At 69.7% G+C, this 22,768-nt stretch carries 30 protein-coding genes; 22 read left to right on the top strand and 8 right to left on the bottom strand.

All coding sequences use genetic code 11. From position 1 onward, the window contains the following. From Q0L11_RS04260 to Q0L11_RS04250, 3 genes are all read right to left on the bottom strand, one after another. Positions 1-760, bottom strand: a 760-nt coding sequence (locus Q0L11_RS04260) for an acyl-CoA dehydrogenase family protein (RefSeq protein ID WP_296595612.1), incomplete at its 3' end; no start/stop codon positions are given. Positions 761-865: 105 nt separating this feature from the next. Then, positions 866-1,501 carry an energy transducer TonB gene (locus Q0L11_RS04255; protein WP_296595611.1) on the bottom strand — a complete coding sequence of 212 codons (636 nt, stop codon included), beginning with the start codon at positions 1,499-1,501 and terminating at the stop codon, positions 866-868. A gap of 62 nt (positions 1,502-1,563) precedes the next feature. Then, positions 1,564-1,938, bottom strand: a complete 375-nt coding sequence (locus Q0L11_RS04250; protein WP_296595610.1) for an energy transducer TonB — start codon at positions 1,936-1,938, stop codon at positions 1,564-1,566. A 104-nt stretch (positions 1,939-2,042) separates the two neighbouring features. Between Q0L11_RS04250 and Q0L11_RS04245 the strand changes: the two genes are divergently transcribed. Continuing rightward, positions 2,043-2,774, top strand: a complete 732-nt coding sequence (locus Q0L11_RS04245; RefSeq protein ID WP_296595609.1) for an endonuclease/exonuclease/phosphatase family protein — start codon at positions 2,043-2,045, stop codon at positions 2,772-2,774. On the opposite strand, the gene Q0L11_RS04240 is transcribed toward Q0L11_RS04245, so the two are convergent. Together Q0L11_RS04240 and Q0L11_RS04235 are read right to left on the bottom strand one after the other, a co-directional pair. Then, entirely contained in the window at positions 2,771-4,237 is a 1,467-nt protein-coding gene (locus Q0L11_RS04240; RefSeq protein ID WP_296595608.1) for a phospholipase D-like domain-containing protein, read from the bottom strand. The two genes, Q0L11_RS04245 and Q0L11_RS04240, sit on opposite strands and share 4 nt — an antisense overlap. A gap of 204 nt (positions 4,238-4,441) precedes the next feature. Continuing rightward, a complete protein-coding gene (locus tag Q0L11_RS04235) occupies positions 4,442-4,816 on the bottom strand; it encodes a hypothetical protein (RefSeq protein ID WP_296595607.1) in 375 nt (124 codons plus the stop codon). Between the two features lie 132 nt (positions 4,817-4,948). On the opposite strand from Q0L11_RS04235, the gene Q0L11_RS04230 reads away from it, so the two are divergent. The 3 genes from Q0L11_RS04230 to Q0L11_RS04220 all read left to right on the top strand — a co-directional run bounded on the left by Q0L11_RS04230 (position 4,949) and on the right by Q0L11_RS04220 (position 6,223). Beyond that, positions 4,949-5,377 (top strand): PaaI family thioesterase, encoded by a 429-nt coding sequence (locus tag Q0L11_RS04230; protein ID WP_296595606.1) that lies wholly within the window; start codon positions 4,949-4,951, stop codon positions 5,375-5,377. After that, positions 5,374-5,580: a DUF1289 domain-containing protein gene (locus tag Q0L11_RS04225; RefSeq protein WP_296595605.1), complete on the top strand. Its 207-nt coding sequence runs from the start codon at positions 5,374-5,376 to the stop codon at positions 5,578-5,580. Before Q0L11_RS04230 ends, Q0L11_RS04225 begins: the two co-directional genes overlap by 4 nt. Before the next feature lie 121 nt (positions 5,581-5,701). Beyond that, entirely contained in the window at positions 5,702-6,223 is a 522-nt protein-coding gene (locus Q0L11_RS04220) for a TIGR02281 family clan AA aspartic protease (protein WP_296595603.1), read from the top strand. On the opposite strand, the gene dusA is transcribed toward Q0L11_RS04220, so the two are convergent. Further along, positions 6,167-7,186 (bottom strand): tRNA dihydrouridine(20/20a) synthase DusA, encoded by a 1,020-nt coding sequence (dusA, locus tag Q0L11_RS04215; RefSeq protein ID WP_296595602.1) that lies wholly within the window; start codon positions 7,184-7,186, stop codon positions 6,167-6,169. The genes Q0L11_RS04220 and dusA overlap by 57 nt on opposite strands. Positions 7,187-7,304: 118 nt before the next feature. Between dusA and Q0L11_RS04210 the strand changes: the two genes are divergently transcribed. The 4 genes from Q0L11_RS04210 (at position 7,305) to Q0L11_RS04195 (ending at position 9,389) form a co-directional block, all read left to right on the top strand. After that, on the top strand, positions 7,305-8,366 hold the full coding sequence (locus Q0L11_RS04210) for a site-specific integrase (RefSeq protein ID WP_296595601.1): 1,062 nt from the start codon (positions 7,305-7,307) through the stop codon (positions 8,364-8,366). Between the two features lie 52 nt (positions 8,367-8,418). Further along, positions 8,419-8,805, top strand: a complete 387-nt coding sequence (locus tag Q0L11_RS04205) for a type II toxin-antitoxin system RelE/ParE family toxin (protein ID WP_296595600.1) — start codon at positions 8,419-8,421, stop codon at positions 8,803-8,805. Next, a complete protein-coding gene (locus Q0L11_RS04200; RefSeq protein WP_296595599.1) occupies positions 8,786-9,112 on the top strand; it encodes a DNA-binding transcriptional regulator in 327 nt (108 codons plus the stop codon). The genes Q0L11_RS04205 and Q0L11_RS04200 overlap by 20 nt, the downstream gene beginning before the upstream one ends. Positions 9,113-9,206: 94 nt before the next feature. Beyond that, complete coding sequence (locus Q0L11_RS04195; protein WP_296595598.1) at positions 9,207-9,389, top strand: hypothetical protein; 183 nt, start codon at positions 9,207-9,209, stop codon at positions 9,387-9,389. Here the strand turns inward: Q0L11_RS04195 and Q0L11_RS04190 are convergent. After that, positions 9,382-9,651: a helix-turn-helix domain-containing protein gene (locus Q0L11_RS04190; protein WP_296595597.1), complete on the bottom strand. Its 270-nt coding sequence runs from the start codon at positions 9,649-9,651 to the stop codon at positions 9,382-9,384. The genes Q0L11_RS04195 and Q0L11_RS04190 overlap by 8 nt on opposite strands. Before the next feature lie 185 nt (positions 9,652-9,836). On the opposite strand from Q0L11_RS04190, the gene Q0L11_RS04185 reads away from it, so the two are divergent. Beyond that, positions 9,837-10,331 carry a helix-turn-helix transcriptional regulator gene (locus Q0L11_RS04185; RefSeq protein WP_296595596.1) on the top strand — a complete coding sequence of 165 codons (495 nt, stop codon included), beginning with the start codon at positions 9,837-9,839 and terminating at the stop codon, positions 10,329-10,331. Here the strand turns inward: Q0L11_RS04185 and Q0L11_RS04180 are convergent. After that, a complete protein-coding gene (locus tag Q0L11_RS04180; protein WP_296595595.1) occupies positions 10,328-10,618 on the bottom strand; it encodes a helix-turn-helix transcriptional regulator in 291 nt (96 codons plus the stop codon). The two genes, Q0L11_RS04185 and Q0L11_RS04180, sit on opposite strands and share 4 nt — an antisense overlap. A 239-nt stretch (positions 10,619-10,857) precedes the next feature. Between Q0L11_RS04180 and Q0L11_RS04175 the strand changes: the two genes are divergently transcribed. From Q0L11_RS04175 to Q0L11_RS04115, 13 genes are all read left to right on the top strand, one after another. Next, positions 10,858-11,445, top strand: a complete 588-nt coding sequence (locus Q0L11_RS04175) for a lytic transglycosylase domain-containing protein (protein WP_296595594.1) — start codon at positions 10,858-10,860, stop codon at positions 11,443-11,445. After that, a complete protein-coding gene (locus Q0L11_RS04170; protein ID WP_296595593.1) occupies positions 11,442-11,747 on the top strand; it encodes a TrbC/VirB2 family protein in 306 nt (101 codons plus the stop codon). Before Q0L11_RS04175 ends, Q0L11_RS04170 begins: the two co-directional genes overlap by 4 nt. Beyond that, the gene (locus tag Q0L11_RS04165) at positions 11,747-12,079 is read left to right on the top strand and encodes a type IV secretion system protein VirB3 (RefSeq protein WP_296595592.1); all 333 of its coding nucleotides are present in this window, start codon (positions 11,747-11,749) and stop codon (positions 12,077-12,079) included. Before Q0L11_RS04170 ends, Q0L11_RS04165 begins: the two co-directional genes overlap by 1 nt. Continuing rightward, complete coding sequence (locus Q0L11_RS04160) at positions 12,072-14,456, top strand: VirB4 family type IV secretion/conjugal transfer ATPase (protein ID WP_296595591.1); 2,385 nt, start codon at positions 12,072-12,074, stop codon at positions 14,454-14,456. The genes Q0L11_RS04165 and Q0L11_RS04160 overlap by 8 nt, the downstream gene beginning before the upstream one ends. Continuing rightward, entirely contained in the window at positions 14,453-15,154 is a 702-nt protein-coding gene (locus Q0L11_RS04155; RefSeq protein ID WP_296595590.1) for a type IV secretion system protein, read from the top strand. The genes Q0L11_RS04160 and Q0L11_RS04155 overlap by 4 nt, the downstream gene beginning before the upstream one ends. Beyond that, positions 15,151-15,369: an EexN family lipoprotein gene (locus Q0L11_RS04150; protein ID WP_296595589.1), complete on the top strand. Its 219-nt coding sequence runs from the start codon at positions 15,151-15,153 to the stop codon at positions 15,367-15,369. The genes Q0L11_RS04155 and Q0L11_RS04150 overlap by 4 nt, the downstream gene beginning before the upstream one ends. Next, complete coding sequence (locus Q0L11_RS04145) at positions 15,366-16,304, top strand: type IV secretion system protein (RefSeq protein ID WP_296595588.1); 939 nt, start codon at positions 15,366-15,368, stop codon at positions 16,302-16,304. The genes Q0L11_RS04150 and Q0L11_RS04145 overlap by 4 nt, the downstream gene beginning before the upstream one ends. A 299-nt stretch (positions 16,305-16,603) precedes the next feature. Then, the gene (locus Q0L11_RS04140) at positions 16,604-17,284 is read left to right on the top strand and encodes a VirB8/TrbF family protein (RefSeq protein ID WP_296595587.1); all 681 of its coding nucleotides are present in this window, start codon (positions 16,604-16,606) and stop codon (positions 17,282-17,284) included. After that, complete coding sequence (virB9, locus tag Q0L11_RS04135) at positions 17,281-18,126, top strand: P-type conjugative transfer protein VirB9 (RefSeq protein WP_296595586.1); 846 nt, start codon at positions 17,281-17,283, stop codon at positions 18,124-18,126. Before Q0L11_RS04140 ends, virB9 begins: the two co-directional genes overlap by 4 nt. Beyond that, positions 18,123-19,229 (top strand): type IV secretion system protein VirB10, encoded by a 1,107-nt coding sequence (gene virB10 / locus Q0L11_RS04130; RefSeq protein WP_296595585.1) that lies wholly within the window; start codon positions 18,123-18,125, stop codon positions 19,227-19,229. The genes virB9 and virB10 overlap by 4 nt, the downstream gene beginning before the upstream one ends. Beyond that, entirely contained in the window at positions 19,226-20,227 is a 1,002-nt protein-coding gene (gene virB11, locus Q0L11_RS04125) for a P-type DNA transfer ATPase VirB11 (protein WP_296595584.1), read from the top strand. The genes virB10 and virB11 overlap by 4 nt, the downstream gene beginning before the upstream one ends. Then, positions 20,193-22,055, top strand: a complete 1,863-nt coding sequence (locus Q0L11_RS04120; protein WP_296595583.1) for a type IV secretory system conjugative DNA transfer family protein — start codon at positions 20,193-20,195, stop codon at positions 22,053-22,055. Before virB11 ends, Q0L11_RS04120 begins: the two co-directional genes overlap by 35 nt. Further along, complete coding sequence (locus tag Q0L11_RS04115) at positions 22,048-22,617, top strand: LPD7 domain-containing protein (protein WP_296595582.1); 570 nt, start codon at positions 22,048-22,050, stop codon at positions 22,615-22,617. The genes Q0L11_RS04120 and Q0L11_RS04115 overlap by 8 nt, the downstream gene beginning before the upstream one ends. Positions 22,618-22,768: the final 151 nt, after the last annotated feature.

The following is a 22,768-nucleotide window of genomic DNA, read 5'->3' as shown; positions in this document are numbered from 1 at the left end:
CGATGCCCGAGCGCTCGTGCGCCAGCAGCGCCTTGGCGCAGGTCCAGCCCTGGTTCTCGTGGAAGATGCGGTTCTCGACCGGCACCTTCACATTGTCGAGGAAGACGTCGTTGACCTCGTGGCCGCCCTCCAGGGTGATGATCGGACGCACGGTGATGCCCGGCGTCTTCATGTCGATCAGCAGGAACGAGATGCCCGACTGCGGCTTGGCGTCCGGGTCGGTGCGGACCAGGAAGAAGCCCCAGTCGGCGTACTGGCCCAGCGTCGTCCAGGTCTTCTGGCCGTTCACCAGGTAGTATTCCTTGCCGTCGTCGCCGGTGATGCGCTCGGCCTTGGTCTTCAGGTTGGCGAGATCCGAGCCGGCGCCCGGCTCGGAGTAGCCCTGACACCACCAGACATTGCCGTTGTAGATGTCGGGCAGGAACTTCTTCTTCTGCTCGTCGGTGCCGAACGTGTAGATCACCGGCGCCAGCATCGACATGCCGAACGGCAGGATGGGCAGGCAGTCGGCGCGCGCGGTCTCTTCCGACCAGATGTACTTCTGGGTGGGGGTCCAGCCCGTGCCGCCCAGCTCCTTCGGCCAGCCCGGCGCGACCCACCCCTTGGCGGCCAGCACCTTGTGCCACATCAGGTACTCGTCCTTGGTCAGGGCGCGGTGCTCGTCCTGCGCCTTGCGCAGGGCGGCCGGGTAGTTCTCCTTGATGAAGGCCCTAACCTCGTCGCGGAACGCGTTTTCCTCAGGGGTGAAGTCGAGGTTCATCGGGTCATCCTCCAGTCGCGGCTTACGCCGTAATTCGATTGGAGCGACCCTATACGCGCGGCCATGACGGGAGAAAAGATGACGCTAACGTCAACGTAAGCCGCGCTATTTGGCGGCCTTCGCCGCGACGTCGAGACACTGGCGGAGAATGGGCGTTCCAGGCAAGGAAATGCCCGCCTCCGCGCCACGTCGCGCCGCCGAAAGATTAGTCTCGAATGTCTCAGGGCTGGCCCTCGCCTCGGTTTCCCGGAATGCGACCTGAGCCGCGAAGAACGCGTACGCTCGACTGGCTTCGCCGTTGGTCGGTTCCTTCTGAGCTGCCGCAGCCGTAACGCCGTAGCATCCAAGCATCGCCGAAAGAGGATCGATCTGGTTGTCGATGTGAAACCGGATCGGAATTTTGACCGTGCCGCCGGCTACAGTTTGGCCTTGGGGCGTCAGTGCCTGCATCTTGAAGGATGGGGCCATCCGTAGCGCAGCGTCGCCAAACCCTTCTTCAAGCGGGGCCTCCTCAAGGACCTGACAGCCGGTGAGGGTTCCTTCGCCGGTGACCGAACAACTGATCGTCGCGCGCCCCGAAATACCTCTGCGATAGGCATCCTTTGGATAAAGACGATTGATGTCTTCGCCCGTTGGACGCTTTAGCCACTTGGGACCGAGGATTTCAGAAGCTGGCGCCGCCTGAGGCTGGTCCGGCCCTGCACTCGCCTGAAGCAACACCGCTATCAGCGCCAGAAGCATCGAATCCCCCAATTCCAAGGCAAAGCTTAGAGTTGGAGGCTAACCACGCGCCACCGCCTCGTTTAGTCGCCCTGGACAATCGAGAACATGATCGGGATGCGGATCGTGCGGCCGGCGGTGGCGCTGCCGTCCGGGGCGCTGGCGCTCATCTTGAACAGCGGCGCGAGTTCCAGGGCGGCCATGCCGAATTCCAGGCCCACCGGGTCCTCGATCTGCACCGCGCACTTCTCGAGCGAGCCCTGGGTCGCGACCTTGCACTCCAGCAGCACCGCGCCGCTCTTGCCGGCCTGAACCGCGGTGGGGGGATAGACGTTGGCGATGTCCTGCCCCGTCGGCGTCGCCACCCAGGTCACTTCCCGAAGCTCCGGGGCCGGAGCCGCCGAGACCGCTGCTGCCGAGGAGATGGCCGCACTGGCCAGGGCGATCAGATGGAGCATTTCGGTCCCTACGCTTTGGTTATTGAAACGTTAAAGCAAGAGCCGGGCCAACCGCAAAGCGGTCTTTCCTTCGCCCCAGAAACCGGCCACACCTCCCCACCCAAATGACCCGCATCGTGACCTACAACGTGCACCGCTGCGTCGGGAACGACCGTCGCCTCGACGTCGCGCGGGTGGCCGCGGTCCTGGCGGCGCTCAATCCGGACATCGTCGCACTGCAGGAGCTGGACGTAGGCCGCCGGCGCACGAACCACGTCGACCAGGCGCACGAGATCGCCGAACGGCTGGAGATGGCGTGCCATTTCCATCCGGCGTTCCGGGTGGAGGAGGAGCTCTACGGCGACGCTATCCTCACCTCGCTGCCCGAACGTCTGGTCAAGGTGGGACCGTTGCCCGGCTACAACCGCATGCGGGCGCTGGAGCCGCGCGGCGCGCTCTGGGTCGAGGTGGAAATCGACGGTCGGCCCGTGCAGATCATCAACACGCACCTGGGCCTGGTGCCGCGCGAACAGCAGATCCAGGCGGCCCACCTGGCTGGGCCCCAGTGGTTGGAACATCCCTCGTGCCAGTGGCCGGTCATCCTGCTGGGCGACTTCAACGCCACCGCGAGCTCGATCGTCTACCGCACGCTGACCCAGCGGCTGCAGCCGGCGCGCCGGCTGGCGCGGCGCAAACAGCCCACCTCGACCTTTCCCTCGCCGCTCCCGGTGCTGCGGATCGACCACCTGTTCGTCAGCCCGGGGATCGAGGTCCAGGACGTAACCGCTCCCTTCGATCCCCTTACCCGCGTGGCGTCAGACCACCTGCCGCTGGTGATGGACTTCGAGCTGACCTAATCCGGGCGAGACCGGGCGGCGCCCAGCGCCCTGGCCTGTTCGAACAGCCGCTCGCGCCGGCGACCCAGCCGCCAGGAATCCTCGGGTCCCGCGGGATCGCCCAGGTGTAGCGCCGCAATCAGTTCGGCGAAGGCGTTGCTACGCGATGGATCGACCTGGCACAGGCGGCCGTCGCGGTTCAGGGCGTCGATCGCCGCGACCAGGCTGCCGCGCTCGGCGCGCGCCTTGCCGACGGCGTCGCCGGTGTAGCCGAGGAAATGGCCGACCAGCCGGTGCAGCAGCGCCGCGGCATGCGCGCGGGCGTGCTCGCCGTCGCACTGGACCGCCAGCTCGATCTCAGTGTCGAAGCCGAACGAGCGGTTGTTGAGGTTGGCGGAGCCCACCCGCACGATCCGGTCGTCGAAGATGCTGGTCTTGGAGTGGACTATGATCTTCGAGCCGCCGCTTGCCAGGGGATAGAGCGCGCGGAATCGCCCGAAGACGTCCGCCGATCGCAGCCGCCAGACCATGGCGCCGCGCGCGTTGTCCATCGTAAGCCGATCGAACCAGCTCGGCGCCTCGCCAGTGGTCACCAGCACCACCTCCGGCCCGTCCGGCTCAGCCAGCCGCCGGGCCAGCGCCTCGGTGATCACCGGCGAGGTAAAGTACTGGTTCTCCAGGTAGATAGTCTCCCGGGCCTCGGCGATGCAGGCCAGGGCCAGCGCCAGGATCTCGTCGGCCGGCGGCTGGCGCCGCCACGGCGGCCGCGTCCGGGCGATAGAGACGGGCACGCCGATGAGATGCGGCGGAACGTGGTCGGGCCACGGGTCGCCGCCCGCGTCCGGCGGGGGCTCCAGCAGGCCGCCACCCGGGCTGAAGCTCCACCGCTCGCGGAAATGGTCGCCGAGCGCGCGGGCCGCCGCGCCGTCCACCATCATCATGACTTCGTGCCGCGGCGCATGGCATTCCTGGTCGGGCATGATCCGGCGGCGGTCTTCCTCCAGGTGGCCCGGCGTATCCCAGCGATCGATGGCGATGTCGCCGCCGCCGCAGAACGCCAGCCGATCGTCGATCACCACCACCTTCTGGTGATGGCACGCGCCGAACGGCACCTGGTCGTCCAGGCGGAACTCGATCCGGCTGTCCTCGAACCACTTGCGCGCCTTGTGCGGGAAGAACTCCTGGGTCGCGGCGATCGGCAGCGCCGACTTCCAGATCAGCAACCGGATGTCGAGCTCCGGGCGGGATTCGGAGAGCCGCAGCAGCACGCGCCCGACCTCATCCGGATCGTTTGGCCCGTCATAGCCGTCCGGAAAAAGGCGGGTGCGCGGATCGAAACCCCACCCGAGGATCAGGATCGATCGGCGGGCCTTCTGCATGGCCTCGTACAGCGCGGTGAAATAGGCCTCGGTGTCGACGAGGAAGGCGATGCGGTCGGCCGGCTCGGTCCGCCAGCATGTCTCGCCTGGAATCAGCACGCTCATGAGCACCCTCGCCACGGCCCGCGCCGCGAAGGCTCAAAGCCTACGGCCGAGCTAGGGTTCCAGGCAAAGGCGAACGACGCGGTCGCTGCGCGCTTGGCTCTCGAGAAAAGAAGCCGGTCGTCCGAGGACGATCCCAACCCAAAAAAAGAAGCGGATCGTCCGAGGACGATCCGCCGGCGGGGGGCCTGGAGGTGGGCTTGGGAACTATTGCTTGGCGACGTTGGTGGCCGCGCCCAGGTAGGCTTGGCAGGAGTTGGTCAGTTCGGCCGTCAGGCGTTCGCGACGGTCGCCGCTCTTGGCCTCCTTGCGGGCGCGCTGGAACTCTTCTTCGCCGCGGTTGACGATGTAGTTCGCCCGCGAGCCGCGCTCGGCCTTGACGAAGCTGTTCAGCGCCGCGGGATCGACGACGCCGTCGATGCTCGTGGCGAGGCCGCGGCAGCGGTTGGCTTTCAGATAGTCGACGTCGCTGAACTTCTCGGAGGCGGAAGCAGCACCCGCGGCAAAGGTGGCGACGACGAGCGTGATGACTGCAAATTTCATGAGAATGTCTCCCTCAGAACCTGGGAGAATGCTGCCCATCCGCAGGTCTCAACTCAAATGAACAAGCCGCAATGTTGAGCAATCCCGGATTAATATTAGGTCATGATACGTGTTTGTTACGCCGGAGATAAATTGCTTGTAATAAATCTGTCGCCGACGTCACAAGAGGCCATGGCCACGCTCGAACCTAGACTGACCGCGGACGAGACGAATGCGCTGCTCCGGCGCGCGTTTCCCGACGCTCCGTCGGCCGCCTTTCCGCGTGTGACGGACGTATCGCCCGGACGCGTCTGCGTGCTGGCGCCTTATCGCGAGGGCCTGTTGCGCCCCGGCGGCGTGATCGCCGGTCCGACGCTGATGTCGCTGGCGGACACCGCGGCCTACGCCCTGGTCCTCGCCCATATCGGCGACGAGCTCATGGCGGTGACGTCGCAGCTCAACATGAGCTTCCTGCGGGGCGCGCGACCCGGAGACATCCACGCCGAGGCCGAGATGCTGCGCCTGGGCCGCCGGCTAGCGATCTGCGACGTCCGGATCTGGACCGAGGCGCCCGACCGACTGGCGGCGCAGGCCAACGTCACCTACGCTATCCCCGGATGAACGCCCCACCAGCCCCCATCAAGACCCCTTGCATCAAGGTCTGCGTCGTCGACGGCGAGAGCGGCCTGTGCCTGGGCTGCTATCGACGCCTCAGCGAAGTGGCGGCCTGGGCGCGCTTTTCAGACGAGGAGCGCGACCGCATCCTGGCCGAGCTTCCGGACCGCCGCAGCCTGATCCGCCCGGAGAAGCTGGGCCTGTTCTGACCCGAACACGGGCAGATTCAGGAATGTGAAACCCTGCGCGTTCACGGGTTCCAAACGCAACCTCACATAGCTTTCACCCCAACAAGACAGGCCAGAACGGCCGCTTTTCGTGGTGATCGAGGTGTCTTCTTTCGGCAAACTCGCCGTCGTGGCGGGCGTGTCGGCGCTGGTCAGCGCCTGCGCCGTCGCCGCGGTCAGCCCGCAGCCTCTGCGGATCGCGCGGCTCGGCGTGGACGGCATCGAAGCCGGGCCGCCGAAGGCCGGATCCGGCGCGGTCGCCAAGGCTTCGGACGGTCACTTCTGGGCCGACGCCGAGGTGGCCAGCACGGCCGGCGCCAAGGAACAGGTCCACTTCCTCGTCGACACCGGGGCCACCGCCGTGGCGCTGACGCCCGACGACGCCGCCAAGCTGGGTATCAAGCCCACAGAGCTGAAGTACGGCCACAGCGTCACCACGGCCGGCGGCCAGGCGCGCGCCGCGGCGGTCACCCTGGCGTCCATCTCGATCAACGGCGCGCGGCTCGAGAACGTGCAGGCGCTGGTCGTTTCAGACGGCCTCGACGTCTCGTTGCTGGGGATGAGCTACCTAGGCCGCCTCACCCGCTTCGAGGCCACGCGCGACACGCTTCGCTTCGAGCCCTGATCGGACCTCCGCCAGCGCGCGGTCGATCACCTCCAGGCCCGCCCCCGCCTTCACCCCTTCGACGGTGAGCGTGCGGCGCCAGGCCCGCGCGCCGGGCAGTCCGTGGAACAGGCCCAGCATGTGCCGCGTCATGGCCGCCAGGTGCGTCCCGGCCGCAAGCTCGGCCGCTACGTAGTTGCGATAGACCTCGACCGCGGCGAACGGGTCGACCGCCTCGCCCTCTCCGAAGATGCGCTTGTCCGCCTCCGCGAGGACCGCCGGGGTGTGGTAGGCCGCACGGCCCAGCATCACGCCGTCCACGTGGGCCAGTTGCTGGTCCACCTCGTCCAGCGAGCCGATCCCCCCGTTGATGACGATCGTCAGCTCCGGGCGCTCGCGCTTCAGCCGCCAGACCAGGGGATAGTCCAGGGGCGGGATGTCACGGTTCTCCCTGGGCGACAGCCCCTTCAGCCAGGCCTTGCGCGCGTGGACGACGAAGGTGGTGACGCCCGCCTTCGCACATAGATCCACCAGCTCGAAGAGGCTCTCCTCCGGGTCCTGGTCGTCGACCCCGATGCGGCATTTCACCGTCGCCGGGATATTCACGGCCGCGCCGATCGCCGCCATGCACTCGGCTACCAGCTCGGGCTCGCGCATCAGGCAGGCGCCGAACCGGCCCGACTGCACACGGTCGGACGGACAGCCGACGTTCAGGTTGATCTCGTCGTAGCCCTCGGCCTCGCCGATACGGGCCGCCGCGGCAAGCTCCGCCGGCTCCGAACCGCCAAGCTGGAGCGCCACGGGATGCTCCTGCGGGCCGAACCGCAACAGCCTGTCGCGATCGCCGTGCAGCACAGCGCCCGTCGTCAGCATCTCGGTATAGAGCAGGCTTTTGGCCGTCAGCGTCCGATGGAACGCCCGGCAATGCCGATCCGTCCAATCCATCATAGGTGCAACGGATAGCGAATAAGCTTGCTTTTTCAATGTTTTGCGCTTACATTTCAACTGACAAGAACAACCGTCTGACTCGCTATTTTACGACGTTCCACGATCCGTTTCGCCCGGTTTCGATCCTCCACCGCACCCGTATTGCACGCGAAAAATGGCCTCCATCCGCAAGCAAAAGTCCGGCCACTGGCGGGTCTGGGTTCGCCGCAAGGGCAAGTCCCTGACGGAGACTTTCGTCAACCGCGAGGACGCCAAGAACTGGGGTCTCGAAGCCGAAAGGCAAATCGACCGCGGCGGTTCGCCCCTGCCCTCCCGTGTCTCCCGCATCACCAAGTTCAAAGACCTCATCAACCTGCACATCGCCGACATGACCGAAGTCGGCAAGCCACCAGGCCGGTCGAAGGCGGCTACCCTTGAGATGCTCAAACGCGAGTTGGGGGCCAAGAGCGTCGTCGACCTGGATCGTGGTGAGCTCCTGAAGTTCGGGCGCGCCCGCGCCGCGCAGGGCGCCGGACCGGTAACGCTGTCGATGGACATCGGCGTGATCAAACTGGTGGTTTCGCATGCCGCCGCGGTTCACGGCCTTGATGTCAGCGTCGAGCCCATCAACCTCGCGCGCATCGCGCTGAAGCGGCTGGGTCTGATCGGCAAGAGCAACGAGCGCGACCGGCGGCCCACCGATGAGGAACTCGAGAAGCTCTTCCGGCACTTCGACAAGAACGAGCGCTACACGATCCCGATGTCGCGGGTGATCCGCTTCGCGATCGCCACGGCCATGCGGCAGGAGGAGATCTTCCGCGTCACCTGGAGCGACTACAACCCGCGCACCAAGATGCTCCTGATCCGCGACCGCAAGGACCCGCGCGAGAAGAAGGGCAACGACCAGCGCATCCCGCTTCTGGCTGTCTCGGGGTTTGACGCCGCAGCCCTGGTCGAGGAGCAGCGCGCGATCCGCGTCAACGACGACGACCGGATCTTCCCCCATCATCACAAGTCCGCCGGCACCGCGTTCACGCGCGCCTGCACCATGGCCGGTGTCTTCGACCTGCACTTCCACGACCTGCGGCACGAGGGCGCCAGCCGGCTCTTCGAGGCTGGCTTCGCGATCCAGCAGGTGGCGCTGGTCACGGGCCACAAGGACTGGAAGATGTTGCGGCGGTACACCCACCTGAAGCCCGAGTCCCTGCATGCGATCGCGGCGGGGCTCGGCCGATGAGCGACTTGCGTAGTATAGTCCTAGGGACTACATTTCCTCGCAAGCGCTCACGATGAGCGTCTACCAAACGAAGGGGTTCGGCCGCTTTGCCCGCAAGGCAAAGCTAGAGGTGTCGGAGCTCTTGGAGGCCGCGGCCGCCGTCGCATCCGGCGACTGGGATGCGGACCTGGGCGGCGGCGTCTTCAAGCAGCGTATCGCGCGTCGCGGTAGCGGGAAGTCCGGCGGCTTTCGGACGATCCTCTTGTTCAAGGTTGGCTCGCACACGTTCTTCGTCGTGGGGTTCGCCAAGAACGAGAGGGCGAGTTTGACGGATCGGGAACTGAGGGCCCTGAAGAAGCTGGCGGCCGCCTACCTGGCCGCGGACCTTACGATGGTAGAGGCCCTGGTCGACGCCGGAGAGATCGAGGAACTTAGGGACGATGGCGAAGGTGGCTCGTAAGGCAGGAAGCAAGGTTCTCGCAGCGGTTCACGAGGCCGCGGAAGGACTGTTCAGCGTCGGCCTGGTCGACAAGGCGACGATGCGCCAGTTCGATGAGTTGTGCCTCACGCCGGTGGAGGCCATGTCGCCTGATGAGATACGCGCACTGCGCGAACGGGAGCAGGTTTCCCAGCCGGTCTTCGCCCGCTACCTGAACGTCCGAAAGGACGCGGTCAGCAAATGGGAGCGTGGCGAGAAGCGGCCCGACGGCCCTTCCCTGAAGCTGCTGGCTCTGGTGAAGGCCAAGGGCCTGCAGGCCATCGCCTAGCTGGTCGGCTTGGCGACAGTCGAGACCTCGCCGATCCACAAGCTTCGCCCGACCAAAGCTTGGCCAGCAACGCGCCAAGGCGCATCATCGAGGCATGAGCGAGCGGTTCGTGGTCAGGCCCGATACGAAGGGTTTCAGCGTCTTCGACCTGGCGCTTGGCCAGGTGGCGGAGATCGCGAAGATCCCGCAGCGGACCCTGTCGACCGAGGACGCCGAACACCTCGCGCGGCTGCTGAACCAGCAGCCGCCGGCCGCGCCGGCCGAACAGCTCAACTGAGGTAACTGCGATGCTCGCGCTGGTGCCGAGCCGCGCTGATCGCGGCCTCGGCCTGCTCGGTCGTGGAGGTGCGCGCGCCCCGATCCGCCCACGCCTGCAGGTCATCCATCGCGTAGACGACCCGGCCACCGATCTTGCGATAGGCCGGCCCGGTCCCGAACGTGCGGTGCTTTTCGAGGGTGCGGCCCGACAGGCCCAGCCAGTCGGCGGCCTCATTCGTGCGGAGCAGGCGGTGGGGCGTGGCGGTCAGGACGTCGCTCATGGTCGCGGTCTCCAACGGATCTTCGCCATCCTGCCCGCCGGCCGCGGCGCTGCCGAGGGCGTAACCCTACCCACGTACCGACACGACCCGGGCCAGAAGCGTCGATCACCCGACCTTGGCTTTTGACACAGGCCTACCGCGCATGAACAACATGCAACAAGTTCCGGTTGTTGCGTGCGCGGCTCATGGATGTCTTGCAGGACCAGGATGCGGCTGCCCGACGCGCAACGCTGAGGGCGATCCTGAAGCTCTTCCGCAAACGTAGCGGCCTGAAGTCCGCGGAGATGGCCAAGCTGATGGGCAAGGGCCTCCGGACCTACCAGCGCTGGGAGTCCGGCTACTACGGGGTCCAGGTCGAGCCGATCCGCCGGTTCGCCGAGATCGTGCACGTCGATCCCTGGGGGATCATCTTCGCCGTCGAGTTCGGCTCCGTGGACTTCGCCGTCGACACCGCCGGCAACAACGGCGCGTCGCTCCTGCTCGTGGCGCTTCGGCGACTTCACCGGCGTCCCGGCGGCAAGGCGCTTCGGGAGCTAGATCCGCGCTCCCTCATGCTCACCTATACGCGGGGCTTCGACCTGCTGATCCAGCGCGCGGAGGAATATGCCGCCGACCTCGAGCAGTGGATGTTCGACGAGAACCTGGGCGGCGGCGACGATCCCGACGACGGGAAGCGCTAGCTGAGCGGCGGCGCGGAACGGCCAGGCGGCGGATCCGATATGAGGCCGAGCGAGCGCGCCCGGACCACCGCCTGCACCCGGGTGCGAACGCCGAGCCGGCCGCAAGCCCGGAACACGTGGCGTTCCACGATCCGATGCGAGACGCCCAGGATGATCCCGATGTCGCGTGAGCTCTTCCCTTGCTGCACCCAGTACAGGCATTCCGTCTGACGGGGCGACAAGGTCACTCGGTCGTCTCCGCCTCCAGATCCGGAACCGTCGGGGCGGCCTTCGTGCAAGCCACTCATTACGCCAATCCTTCGAATACCGGACGCCCAACACGGCCCGGCTTCCGAACACATGCAATTATTCGATTTCCGGCGAGGTTCCCGCGGCTCGACAGCGGCACAACCTAAGTCACGTGACGCGCCCCGTCTGGCGCGCGACGCGCCAAATTCTGGCGCATCCGCACGAACCGACGGGAGGAGGTTACGCCCTCGCGGGCTGCGGCCCCGCACGCCAGCCTTCTGGGGAAAGGACGGGCCCCATGCTGGATCCCCAAGCCGTCGTCGACCTGGCCGCGCAATGCGCGCCGCACGTCGCCCCGGCCACCTTGCTCGCGGTCGCCCGCGCCGAGAGCGGCCTCGACCCGCTCGCGATCGGCGTCAACGGCGCCCGCGGCCGTCGCCCGACCGCCACCACGTCGGCCGAGGCCGCCGCCGCCGCCAAGGCGCTCCTCGCCGCCGGCCGCGACATCGATCTCGGCCTCGGGCAGATCAACGTCCACAACCTGGCGCGGCTCGGCCTCTCCATCGAGGCGGCCTTCGACCCGTGCCGGAACCTCGCCGCCGCGGCGCAGGTCCTGAGCGAAGGCTATGCGCGCGGCCAGGCCCGCCATGGGCCTGGCCAGGCGGCGCTGCGCGTGGCGCTTAGCGTCTACAACACCGGCCACCTCGAGCGTGGCTTCGCCAACGGCTACGTCGCCCGGGTTGTCGCTCAGACCGGCCCGGCCGTTCGCGCCTCGCGCGTGGCCGCCGTCCCCGAACCGTCGCCGCCGGCCGCCTGGGACGTGTTCGCCCGCGCCGCAGCACAACCCTCCCGCTTCGTCCTGTCTACCTCAGGAGCCACGCCGTGACCCTCTCGCGCCGCGCCCGCCGCCTCATCCTGCTCGCCGCCTGCGCGACGCTTGCCGCCGAACCCGCCTATGCGCAGGACGTCGGCGGTGACCTCGGCGGCTTCATCCAGAACATCATCGACCTCCTCAACAGTGGGGTCGTCCGCGGCCTCGCCGTGCTGGCGGTGATCATCACCGGCATCGTCTGGATGTTCGGTCAGATCGACCTGCGCCGCGCCGGCACGGTGGTGGTGGGCATCATCGTGATCTTCGGCGCCTCGACGATCGTCGACCTCATCACCGGCGGCGGCGGGGGCGGCTGATGTCGGCAGAGCGCCTGCAGGAGGACGTACTCTTCCTCGCCTGCACCCGGCCGGCCCTGGTGCTGGGGGTGCCCATGGAGGCGATGGGCGTGAACCTCATCGTCTCCACCGTGGCGTTCCTCGGCGGCGGCTCGCTGCTCTACCTCCTGATCGCCCCGGTGCTCCACGTGGTCTTCCAGGCGGTCTGCAAGGCCGACCCCAACGCCTTCCGCGTGCTCTACCTCTTCGTCGAGACCAAGGGCCGGGCCCGCAACGTCGGCCTCTGGGGCGGCAGCTCCGCGAGCCCGCTGCCCATGCGGCGCGCGACCGGCCGGAGGGCCGTCCATGTCTGACCTCGCCATCAACGCCGCCCCCGATCGGGCGCGTGGCCGCGAGCTCCAGGCCTCGCGCACCCTGCCCTACGCGCGGCACGTCAACGAGCGGGTGGTGGCGCTGGACACCGGCGCCCTGATGCTCTGCTTCCGCCTCGACGGCGCGAGCTTCGAGACCGCCGACGTCCGCGACCTCAACGACCGGCACGCGAAGCTCAACGGCGCCTGGCGCAACATCGCCTCGGACCGCCTCGCGGTCTGGCACCACTTGGTGCGGCGCGAGGCGGACCCGCCCGCGCCCGGCCCGTTCCGCTCGGACTTCGCGCGCGAGCTGGACGCCGCCTATCGCGCCCGGCTTGGACGGGAGCGCCTCTTCGTCAACGAGCTCTACGTCACGCTCGTCCTGCATCCCGGGCGCGATGCGTCCGCCCGGACCCAGGCGTGGGTGGGCCGCCTGATCCGGGCCAGCCAGGTCGATCTCGAGACGGGCGACGCCGTCCGCGAGCTCGAGGACGCCGGCCAGGCTCTGGTCCAGCACCTTTCGCGGTACGGCGCCGCCCCCCTCGGTCTCTATGAGCGGGAGGGTCTCGTCTTCTCCGAGCCGATGGAGATGCTGCGCCGGGTGCTCACCGGCGAGCCGGCCCGCGTGCCGCTCGTCCGCGGCCATCTCGGCGAGGCGCTCTATACGGCGCGTGTGATCTTCGGTCGCGAGGCGCTGGAAATCCGCGACACGGCCAGCGCGCGCTACGCCGCGATCCTGGGGATCAAGGAGTATCCGGCGTCCACGCGGCCCGGACTCTGGGACGGCCTGCTCTCCGCCCCCTTCCCGCTGGTCGCGTCGCAGTCGTTCAGCTTCCTGTCGAAGGTCGCCGCCCAGGCGGTCATGACGCGCAAGCAGAACCAGATGCTGTCGGCGCGCGACCGCGCCGCCTCGCAGATCGACGGCCTGGACGCCGCGCTCGACGACCTGACGTCGAACCGCTTCGTGATGGGCGAGCACCAGGCGTCGGTCCTGGTGCAGGGCGAGACGCCGCACGCCCTGGCCGACCACCTGTCCCGCGCCCGCGCGCTTCTTGCCGACGCCGGGTTCGTCGCCGCGCGCGAGGACCTCGGGCTGGAAGCGGCGTTCTGGGCGCAGTTTCCCGGCAACTTCCGCCTGCGCCTACGGCCGGCGGTGATCACCAGCCGCAACTTCGCGGGCTTCGCGCCCTTCCACACGCACCCGGCGGGCCGCGCCGACGGCAACCACTGGGGCCCCGCCGTCACGACGCTGCGCACCTCGGCCGGTTCGCCCTACGCCTTCAGCTTCCACGTCGGCGACCTCGGCCATACGTTCATCTGCGGCCCCTCCGGTTCGGGCAAGACCGTCGTCCAGAACTTCATGCTGGCGCAGCTCGAGAAGCTCGGGGCGCAGCAGGTCTTCATCGACAAGGACCGCGGCGCGGAGATCTTCGTCCGGGCCTGCGGCGGGACCTATCTCGCGCTGGTCCCCGGCCAACCGACCGGCTTCGCCCCGCTCAAGGCGCTCGCGGACACGCCCGCCGACCGGGCGTTCCTCGGCGCCCTCGTCCGCCAGATGGTCTGGCACGGCGAGCGGCCGCCGACACCCCAGGAGGAGGCCGCGATCGACGGCGCGGTGGCGGCCCTCCTGCCGCTGCCGGCGGCCAACCGCTCCGTCGCGGCGCTCCGCGCGCTGCTCGGCCAGCGCGACGCCGGTGGCGTCGGGGCCCGCCTGGACCGCTGGCGCGCTGGCCAGGCGCTTGGCTGGGCGCTGGACGGCGACGCCGACGCCCTCCCCCTCGACACCCGGCTCCTGGGCTTCGACATGACCCATGTGCTCGATGCGCCCGACGTGCGCACGCCACTCATGATGTACCTCTTCCACCGCCTTCAGGGGCTGGTGGACGGCCGACGCCTCGTCATCGACGTGGACGAGTTCTGGAAGGCGCTCGGCGACGAGGCCTTCCGTGGGCTGGCGCAGGATGGCCTGAAGACCTTCCGCAAGCAGAACGCCCTGCTGGTGCTGGGCACGCAGTCGCCGGCCGATGTCCTGCGCTCGCCAATCGCGCACACCATTGTCGAGCAGTGCGCCACCAAGATCTTCCTCCCCAACCCGCACGCGGCCGAGCGCGACTACATCGACGGTTTCGGGCTGTCGGCGCGGGAATTCGCGCTGGTGCGCGAGGAGCTCGCGCCGAGCCAGCGCCGGTTCCTGGTCAAGCAGGGGCTCGACTCGGTGGTCGCCGAGCTGGACCTCGGCGGCCTCGACGACGCCCTCGCCGTGCTCTCCGGCCGGGCCGAGACGGTGGAGCTCCTCGACCGAATTCGCAGCGAGCACGGCGACGATCCCGTCCGCTGGATGGTTCCCTTCCACATGGCCCGGAGGCAGCTCCTATGAAGCCCCTCGTCCCCCTCGCGCTCGTCGCCTCCCTGGCGTTCGCCGCCCCCGCCTCCGCCCAGATGGCGGTCCATGACGTCGCGAGCTACGGCAGCCTGCTGCGGCAGGCGACCACCGCCCTCGACCAGCTGAAGGAACTCCAGGCGCAGGTCGGCGAGGCGAAGCGGCTCTACGACGGCTTCAACACCGCCTCGGGGGCCGGCGCGCTGGCGAACCTCCTCAAGGCGCCGGAGCTGCGCGCCTTCGTGCCGGACATCGACACCTATGTCGCCGCCGCCAAGGGCGACTTCTCCGCGCTCGGGGACATCGGCCGCAAGGCGACGACGATCCGAGCCGAGGCGCGCCTCTACACCGCGCCGGCCGACGACGCGCTTGGCCAGGAGCTGGAACGCCAGGGCGACCGGGCCGCCCGCGACCTCGCGCTCGGCCGCGCCGCGGCCGGCGCCGGCGCGCAACGCCTCGAAGGCCTGAACCAGCTGCTCGCCGCCCTCGACACGGCGCCCAACGCCCGCGCCGTCATGGACCTGCAGGCGCGGATCGCGGCCGAACAGGCGCTGGGCGTCAATGACCAGATGCGCTTGCAGGGGCTCGCCATGGCGCAGGACGCCGAGGCACGACTCCAGGCCCAGAGGGACCGCGAACGCGCCGCGGCGGCCCGAGACGCTCGCATGCAACGCTACCGGAGCGGATTCCAATGATCCGCGGCCTGATCTCAGTCGCTCTTCTTCTTGCCGCATGCGACCCGGCGCCTCGCGACGTGACGTGGTTCGAGGCGCATCCCGATGACGCCAAGAAGACTCTGGCGCAATGCGCCGAGGGCGCACGGAACGCGGAGTGCGAGAACGCTCGGTCGGCGCTCAACCGCTTGAAGGCCAACGCGCGCAAGGAGCGCTACCGCCAAGGCTTTGAATGATGGAAGGCGAACTACGGATCTTCGCGCCGGCCTACGCCTACATCGATGGCCGCCTCGACTCGTTTCTCCGAGAAGGCGCGGGCAACGCCATGGCGGAGGTGGCCGGGCCGCTCCGTATCGCTCTCGTGCTCTACGTCCTCCTCTACGGCTTCGCGATCCTACGCGGCGCGATCGCGGAGCCCATCATGGACTTTGCCATCCGCTCCGTGAAACTGGCGCTCGTGACAATGTTGGCCACGACCGCGGCGTACGGCTCGTGGATCGCGCAGCCGCTGTTTCAGGGCCTACCGAACGCACTGGCGCGTGCAATCGGTGGCGGGGCGGTCGGCGACGCGGGGGTAGCCTTCGACCAGTTCTTCAATCGTGCAGCCTACCTGGGCGAGAAAATCGCCGAGCAGGCGACATTGACGGATTGGGTCCCGCTCTTGCTCAGCGGAATCGTGTGGGTCTGCGGCGCGCTGGCTGCCGCCCTGGGGTTCGGCATTGTGGCCCTCTCGAAGGTCGCTCTCGCCCTGCTGATTGCGCTGGGTCCGATCTTCGTGGCCTGCGCGCTCTTCGAAGCCAGCCGCCGCTACTTCTTCGGCTGGCTGAGCCAGGCCGTGAACTACCTGATCTTGTTCGCCTTGATCCTGGCCATCTTCCAGATGGTGCTCGCGATCGTCGCCGAGCAATGGAGTGCGATCGAAGGCGACGACCCGATGGCGGGCGGCCTGATGTTCATCGCCCTCTGCCTCCTGGGCGCGATCTTCTTCCTGCAGACGCCGGCCATTGCGGCGGGCATCGCGGGCGGGGCGAGCATCGGGCTGGCCGACTTCGGCAACGCCATCGGCATTCGCGGCGGCGGGGCGGGCCGGGGTAGCACGTCGGCCGATGGAAACCGCGGCTTCGCGCCCCCTCAGGGCGGGTCCATTCGCCAGGTCAGGACGGCGCGATAGGCCCGGAGGGCGCGACGCGGGGGAGGAAGTTACGTCCTCCCGCCGCACCGGCCCGAACATCAAGCTAGCGACATGGAGCCTGTCATGTCGCCTTCCCCCACCGCTTGGTGCAAGCCGCTCATCCTCATCCTGCCCGCGAGCCTCCTCGCCGCCTGCGCGACGTTCGCGAGCCACGACGTGCCGGGGTGCTCCGGCGCGCGGCGACCGGCGAACCCCCACGGCTCGGTGCTGGCGCCGGGCGCCGGCACAGGGGCCGAAACGCAGCCAGCTCCCGCCGCAGCCTGCCGGGGCTCCCGGCCGTGAGCGGCGTGCCTGCCCCCGACCTCAAGGCTTACTTTGCGGAAGCGCAGAGCTGGGACCGCGATCGCCTTGCCGCGGCCTACCGATCGCGTCGCCTCGCTTGGAGCCTCGCCGCGGTGGCCGCGGCCTTGGCAGGCGTGGCGGTCGCCGGCGTGGCGGCGCTCACGCCGCTCAAGACGGTCGAGCCCTACGTGGTCCGCGTGGACCGCACCACCGGCGCCGTCGAGGTCCTGCGCGGCCTCACCCGGGCAGAGCCCGTCAGTTACGACGAGGCGGTCACCAAGTCCTTCCTCGCCACCTACGTCCGGGCGCGCGAAAGCTGGCTGCCACAGGCGGCCGAGGCCAACTTCCGCCAGGTGTCGATCATGTCGACGCCCGAGGAGCAGCAGCGCTGGGCGCTCGCCTACCGGCCGAGCAACGCCACCAGCCCGCAGGTTGCCTACGGCCCCGCCGCGGATGTCCAGATCAGCGTCCGGGCGATCAGCTTCGTGGCGCCGGGCGTCGCAAATGTCCGCTTCCATCGCGCCATCCGCCGGGGCGGCCAGGTGGAGGACAGCGACTGGATCGCCACGGCGGCTTTCGCCTATACCAAGGCGCCCATGGGCGAGAGCGACCGCCTGCGGAACCCGCTGGGCTTCCAGGTCTCGTCCTATCGCGCTGACCCGGAGGTCGTCCGGTGATCCGCGCCCTCACTCTGGCCGCCGCCCTCTTGGCCACCACCACGGTCCCGGCGATCGCCGTCGAGACCCCGCGCGCCGGTGCTGCGGATCCGCGGATCAAAACCGTCGACTATGACCCGCTGCAGGTCGTGCGCATCGTGGGCGTCTTCCGCACCGCCACCCAGATCCGGTTCTCGGCCGAAGAGACAATTCTCCACGTGGCGCTGGGCGACAGCTCCGGCTGGGAGGTCGCGCCCGAGAACAACATCCTCTTCGCCAAGCCGACGGCGCCCCGCCCGCCCACCAATCTGATCGTCACCACGCGGACCGCCGACGGCGAGACGCGCCACTACGCCTTCGAGCTCGCCACGCGCGCCAGCCGGACGTCGGGCGACGCTTTCTTCGTGGTGCAGTTCCGCTACCCGGCGGCCGAAAAGCTCAGGCTTGAGACGGCGCTGTCGGCGGAAGCCCAGGCGCTGGAGCAGCGGGTGCTGCAGCTCAAGCTCGAGCGCGGGGTGCTCGAAGGCCCGCGCAACCTCGCCTACGCGCTGCAGGGCTCTACCGAGATCGCGCCCTCCGAGGTCACCGACAACGGCCGGTTCACGGTGCTGCGGTTTCCCGGGGCCCAGGCGGTGCCAGCCATCTATACCGTCGCGCCGGACGGCGCGGAGGCCCTGGTCCCGTTCGACGTACGCGGCGAGTTCCTCGTCGTCCACCAGACCGCCGCGCAGCTGCGGCTACGGCGAGGCCGCGAGGTCGTCTGCATCTTCAACCTCGCCTACGCGCCGGCCGGCCGTCCCACCGGCACGGCCACGGCCGCGCCGGACGTCGACCGCACCCTGCGCCAGGAGCGCCCGAAGTGACCGACGCCATCCCCCGGTCGGCGGCCGAGCCCGATCCGCCGCTTGACCGCACCATCTCGCCCATCGCCGGGCCGCTGGCGTCCTCCGGCCGCGGCAAGGCCATCGCCTTCGCGGGCCTGCTTGCCGGCTGCGGCGCGGTGGCGCTGGCCACCTGGAGCGCGGAACGGCCCCGCGCCGAGCGGCCCCGCGAGACGCCCGCCCGCCAGGTCGTCGCCTTCGAGCCCGCCAAGCCGCCGCCGACCCTGGCGCATCCGGAGCCGGGCGCGTTGACCCTGTCCGGGGACGCCGGCCCGACCGCCGCCGTCGTCCCCGCCCTGGACCCGGCCGCGGCGACCAACCCGCCGTCCCGGACGCCGGGCCCTTCCCCTCGCGACGTGGCGCGACGCTCGCCGCTGATGGCCTATTCCCGGGGCGGCGGCCTTTCGCTCGCCGCCGCGCCGGGCCCGGCGATCGTGCCGGCCCTGCTGCCGGATCGTCCCGCACAGTCGGAGCTCGACGGCCTGCGCCAGGGCTCGACCGTCGGCCGGGCCACGGCGTCGGCGATCGGCGACCGCAACTTCCTGATCCTGGCGGGCGCCACCGTGCCCTGCGTGCTGCAGACCGCCCTCGACACGACGACGGCGGGGTACGTCACCTGCCTTGTGGATCGGGACGTCTACTCCGACAACGGCGCGGTCGTGCTGCTCGAGAAGGGCGCGCGGGTGCTCGGCGAGTACCGGACCGGCATGCGCCAAGGGCAGGACCGGATCTTCGTGCTCTGGACGCGCGCGGTCACGCCGGCGGGCGTCGCGATCGCCCTGGCCTCGCCCGCCAGCGACGCCCTGGGGCGCGCGGGCTTCGGCGGCCGGGTCGACACCCACTTCTGGGACCGCTTCGGCGCGGCCGTCCTGCTGTCGGTGATCGACGCCGGCGCGGCGGCCATCACCGACGGCGACGGTGCGGTCGGCACCGTGCGCCTTCCGTCCGACGCAGCCGGCCTCGCCGTGCAGCAGGGGGCCGACATCCGTCCGACGCTGCGCCTGGCGCAGGGCGCCCAGGTGGCGATCCAGGTCGCGCAGGACCTCGACTTCTCCTCGGTCTACGGGCTGCGGCCGCGGCCATGACCTACGACGCCGCCATCCTCACCCACTACCTGGCGCCGATCCGCGCGGCCCTCGATGCGCCCGACGTCACCGACGTGGTCGTGAATCGCCCCGGCGAGTTCGGCGTGGAGACCCCGGCGGGGTGGCGCTGGGTGGAGTCTGCGGAGTTGACTGCCGACGCACTGATGCGGATCGGCGTCGCCGCGGCCGCCGCCACCGCCCAGGACGTGGGCGCCGAGCAGCCGCTCTGCTCGACGGTGCTGCCGACGGGCGAACGGTGCCAGGTGGTCCTACCGCCCGCCGCCGAGCAGGTCTCCCTCACCTTCCGAAAGCCCTCGCCCCAGGCCTTCGCCCTGGAGGATCTCGCCCGGGCCGGGTTCTTCGAGGAGGCTTCGCCCGCGGTCTCGCCGCTGCGGCGCGCCGAGCCCGCGCTCGCCGCCCTGCGCGACGCCGGCGACTGGCCCGGCTTCTTCCGCGCCGCGGTGGAGGGCCGTCGCAACATTCTCGTGTCCGGCGCGACCGGCTCAGGCAAGACCACCTTCGCCAAGGCGCTCGTCCGGCTCATCCCCGAGGCGGAGCGTCTCGTCACCATCGAGGACGCCCGCGAGCTCGTCGTCCCGCATCGCAACGCCGTGCACCTGCTCTACGCCAAGGACGGACAGGGCCTGGCGCGGATCGGCCCCCGGGAGCTGCTGGAGAGCGCGCTTCGCATGCGCCCCGACCGCATCCTGCTGCAGGAGCTGCGCGACGCGTCGGCCTTCTTCTACCTGCGCAACGTCAATACCGGCCACCCTGGCGCGATCACCACCGTTCACGCCAACTCGGCGGAGCTCGCCTTCGAGCAGCTCACCCTGCTGGTCAAGGAGAGCGAGGCCGGCCGCGACCTCCACCGCGACGACGTCCGCCAGCTCCTGATGCGGCTGGTGGACATCGTGGTCCACGTTGAACGCCGCGGCGGCCGCTTCCGCCTGGCGGAGGTCTGGCATGAACCGCTTCGCCGCCACGCCCTGGCCGCTTAGGGCGGCCCTCGTCGCCGGCGCCGCCGCGCTCGCGCTGGGGTTCCTGGCGACACTGGCCGCGACCATCGCGCTCGTCGGCCTGAAGCAGCTGTCCGGCGACGTGGACCCTGCCGCCGTCCCGGCATGGCTCTGGCACTACCGGCACGATCCCGCGGTGCAGCGCTGGACCAAGGTCGGCGCGATTTCCGCGGCCGGCATCGGATCCCTGGTCACCGTGGGTGTCGCCGGCCAGCTGCGGCGCCCGCTGCACGGCGCGGCGCGCTGGGCGTCGGAGACGGAAATCCGCCGCGGGGGCCTGCGCGCCCGGACCGGCATCCTCCTTGGCCGCAAGGCGGGACGCCTGCTGGTGTTCGGCGGCCAGGAGCACGTGATGCTCTATGCGCCCACCCGGACCGGCAAGGGCGTGGGCGTGGTCATCCCCAACCTGCTGGCCTGGCCGGACTCGGTGGTCGTGCTCGACGTCAAGCGCGAGAACTGGGAGGCCACCGCCGGCTTCCGCGCGGCGCATGGCCAAGAGGTCCACCTCTTCGATCCTCTCGACCCGGAGGGCCGAACCGCCCGCTACAATCCGCTCGGCCACATCGACCGGGAGGACCCGGCGGCGATCCTGGACGAGCTGCAGCGGATCGCCGCCATGCTCTTCCCGCACCCGCCCAACGCCGACCCCTTCTGGGCGGAATCCGCGCGGACCGGGTTCGTCGGCGTCGCCGCCTACCTGGCGGAAACGCCGGAGCGGCCGCTCACCTTCGGCGACCTCTACGCCGAACTGACGGCCGGCGATCCGCGGACCCGGTTCCCGGCGCTGATCGCGCGTCGCCGCGAGGCGGGCCGTCCGCTGTCGCCCGGCTGCGTCCGCGCGCTGACCGACTTCACCTCCTCGTCCGAGAACACCTTCGCCTCGGTGCGGCAGAGCCTGACCGCCAAGCTGAACCTCTGGGTGAACCCGCGCGTCTGCGCAGCCACCGCCGCCAGCGACTTCGACCTGGCCGCGCTCCGCAGCCGCCGGTCTTCGGTCTACCTGGCCGCCTCCCCGGACAACCTGGGGCGCATCGCGCCGCTCTACGCCCTGCTGTTCCAACAACTCGTGGACAGGTCGTGCCGCGAACGCCCGGACCCAACCCGCCACCCGCACCAGGTGCTGGTGCTGCTGGACGAGTTCGCGCGGCTGGGTCACGCCGAGGTTCTGGCCAAGGCCTTCGCCTATGTCGCGGGCTACGGCCTGCGGCTGCTGCCCGTCCTGCAGTCGCCGGCGCAGCTCCGCGCCGAATACGGTCCCGACGTCACCGAAGAGATCCTGGCCAACTGCGCGGTGGAGATCGCGTTTGCGCCCAAGGAGCTGCGCCTCGCCCGCGACCTCTCGGAGCGCCTGGGCGACACCACGGTGCGCAGCCCCGCCCGCAGCCGACCCACCGGCCTGTCCCGCGGCCATCGCAGCGTCAGCGAGTCCGAGCAGCGTCGGCCGCTCCTGCTGCCGCAGGAGCTGAGCCAGATGCCGGAACACGACCTGATCGTCCTCAAGGCCGGCCTGCCGCCGATCCGCGGCCGAAAGCTTCGCTACTACCGCGAGCCGGCTTTCCGGCGGCGGCTCCTGGCGCCGCCCGCCGTCTCCGCCTTGCCGCCGTTACCGGTCGCGGCCGCCCCGGATCCCGCCTCTCCGGGCGGCGGCGGCGATCCCCTCACCCTACAAGCCATCGTGCCGATGCTGGCCGCGGAAGGGCTCGAGCCCCTGCCGCCGGAGGGGGCGAGCCCGGACCAGATCGAGGCCTGGGTGGAGCGCTTCATCGACGCCACCGCCCAGCCGCTGCCGAAGGAGCCGTCCCATGGCTGAAGACCTCAACATCCTCGTGCCCGAGGGGCGACCCCGGTCCGAAACCCAGGGCGACGTGCCCGAGAGGATCCAGCGCCGCTACCTCACCGAGCGCCGGGGCGGTCCCGGCCTCGGTTACTATGCCGACGCGCGGGTGACGGAGGCGGCGTTCCGCGACCAAGGCCGACGGCTCTCCACGAACCGGAACGACCCGCACGTCGTCCGCGACCTCGTCGCCATCGCCCAGCACCGTGGCTGGACCACCATCAGTGTCCGGGGACACAGCGAATTCCGCCGCGAAGTCTGGCTGGTGGCGCGCGCGGCCGGGCTGGAGGTCCGCGGGTACCGCCCCAGCGAGCGCGACCGTCAAGCGGCCGATCGCCGGGGCCGCGAAGGAGCCCGAACGACCTCACCAGACGCGGAGGCACGGATGCGCATCGTGGAGAGCGTGGTGCGGGCGCGGGTCGTCGAACCCGCCGAGCAATCGCGCATCCTCGCCTCGGCGCGAGGGCGCCTGGCGTCCTGGCTGGAACGGGGTGCGCGCTTCGAGCGCGTTCGGGACCGGGAGCGTTCGGTCCGATGATCGAGAGCGGCCAATCTCAACCTGCGCCGACTTTGCAGCAGCTTCAATCGGCGGCGCGTCGCGGTTTCCCGATCCCACGTTCCAGGGCCTGACGCTAGCGGCTCGAGGGTGCGTAGCCCACCAACTCATGGAGCCTTCCCAGGCTCCCGAA

Source organism: Phenylobacterium sp. (assembly GCF_024508875.1).
Classification (GTDB): Bacteria; Pseudomonadota; Alphaproteobacteria; order Caulobacterales; family Caulobacteraceae; genus Phenylobacterium.
Note: the sequence above shows the minus strand (reverse complement) of the source record. Positions and strands in the feature narration are given on the sequence as shown.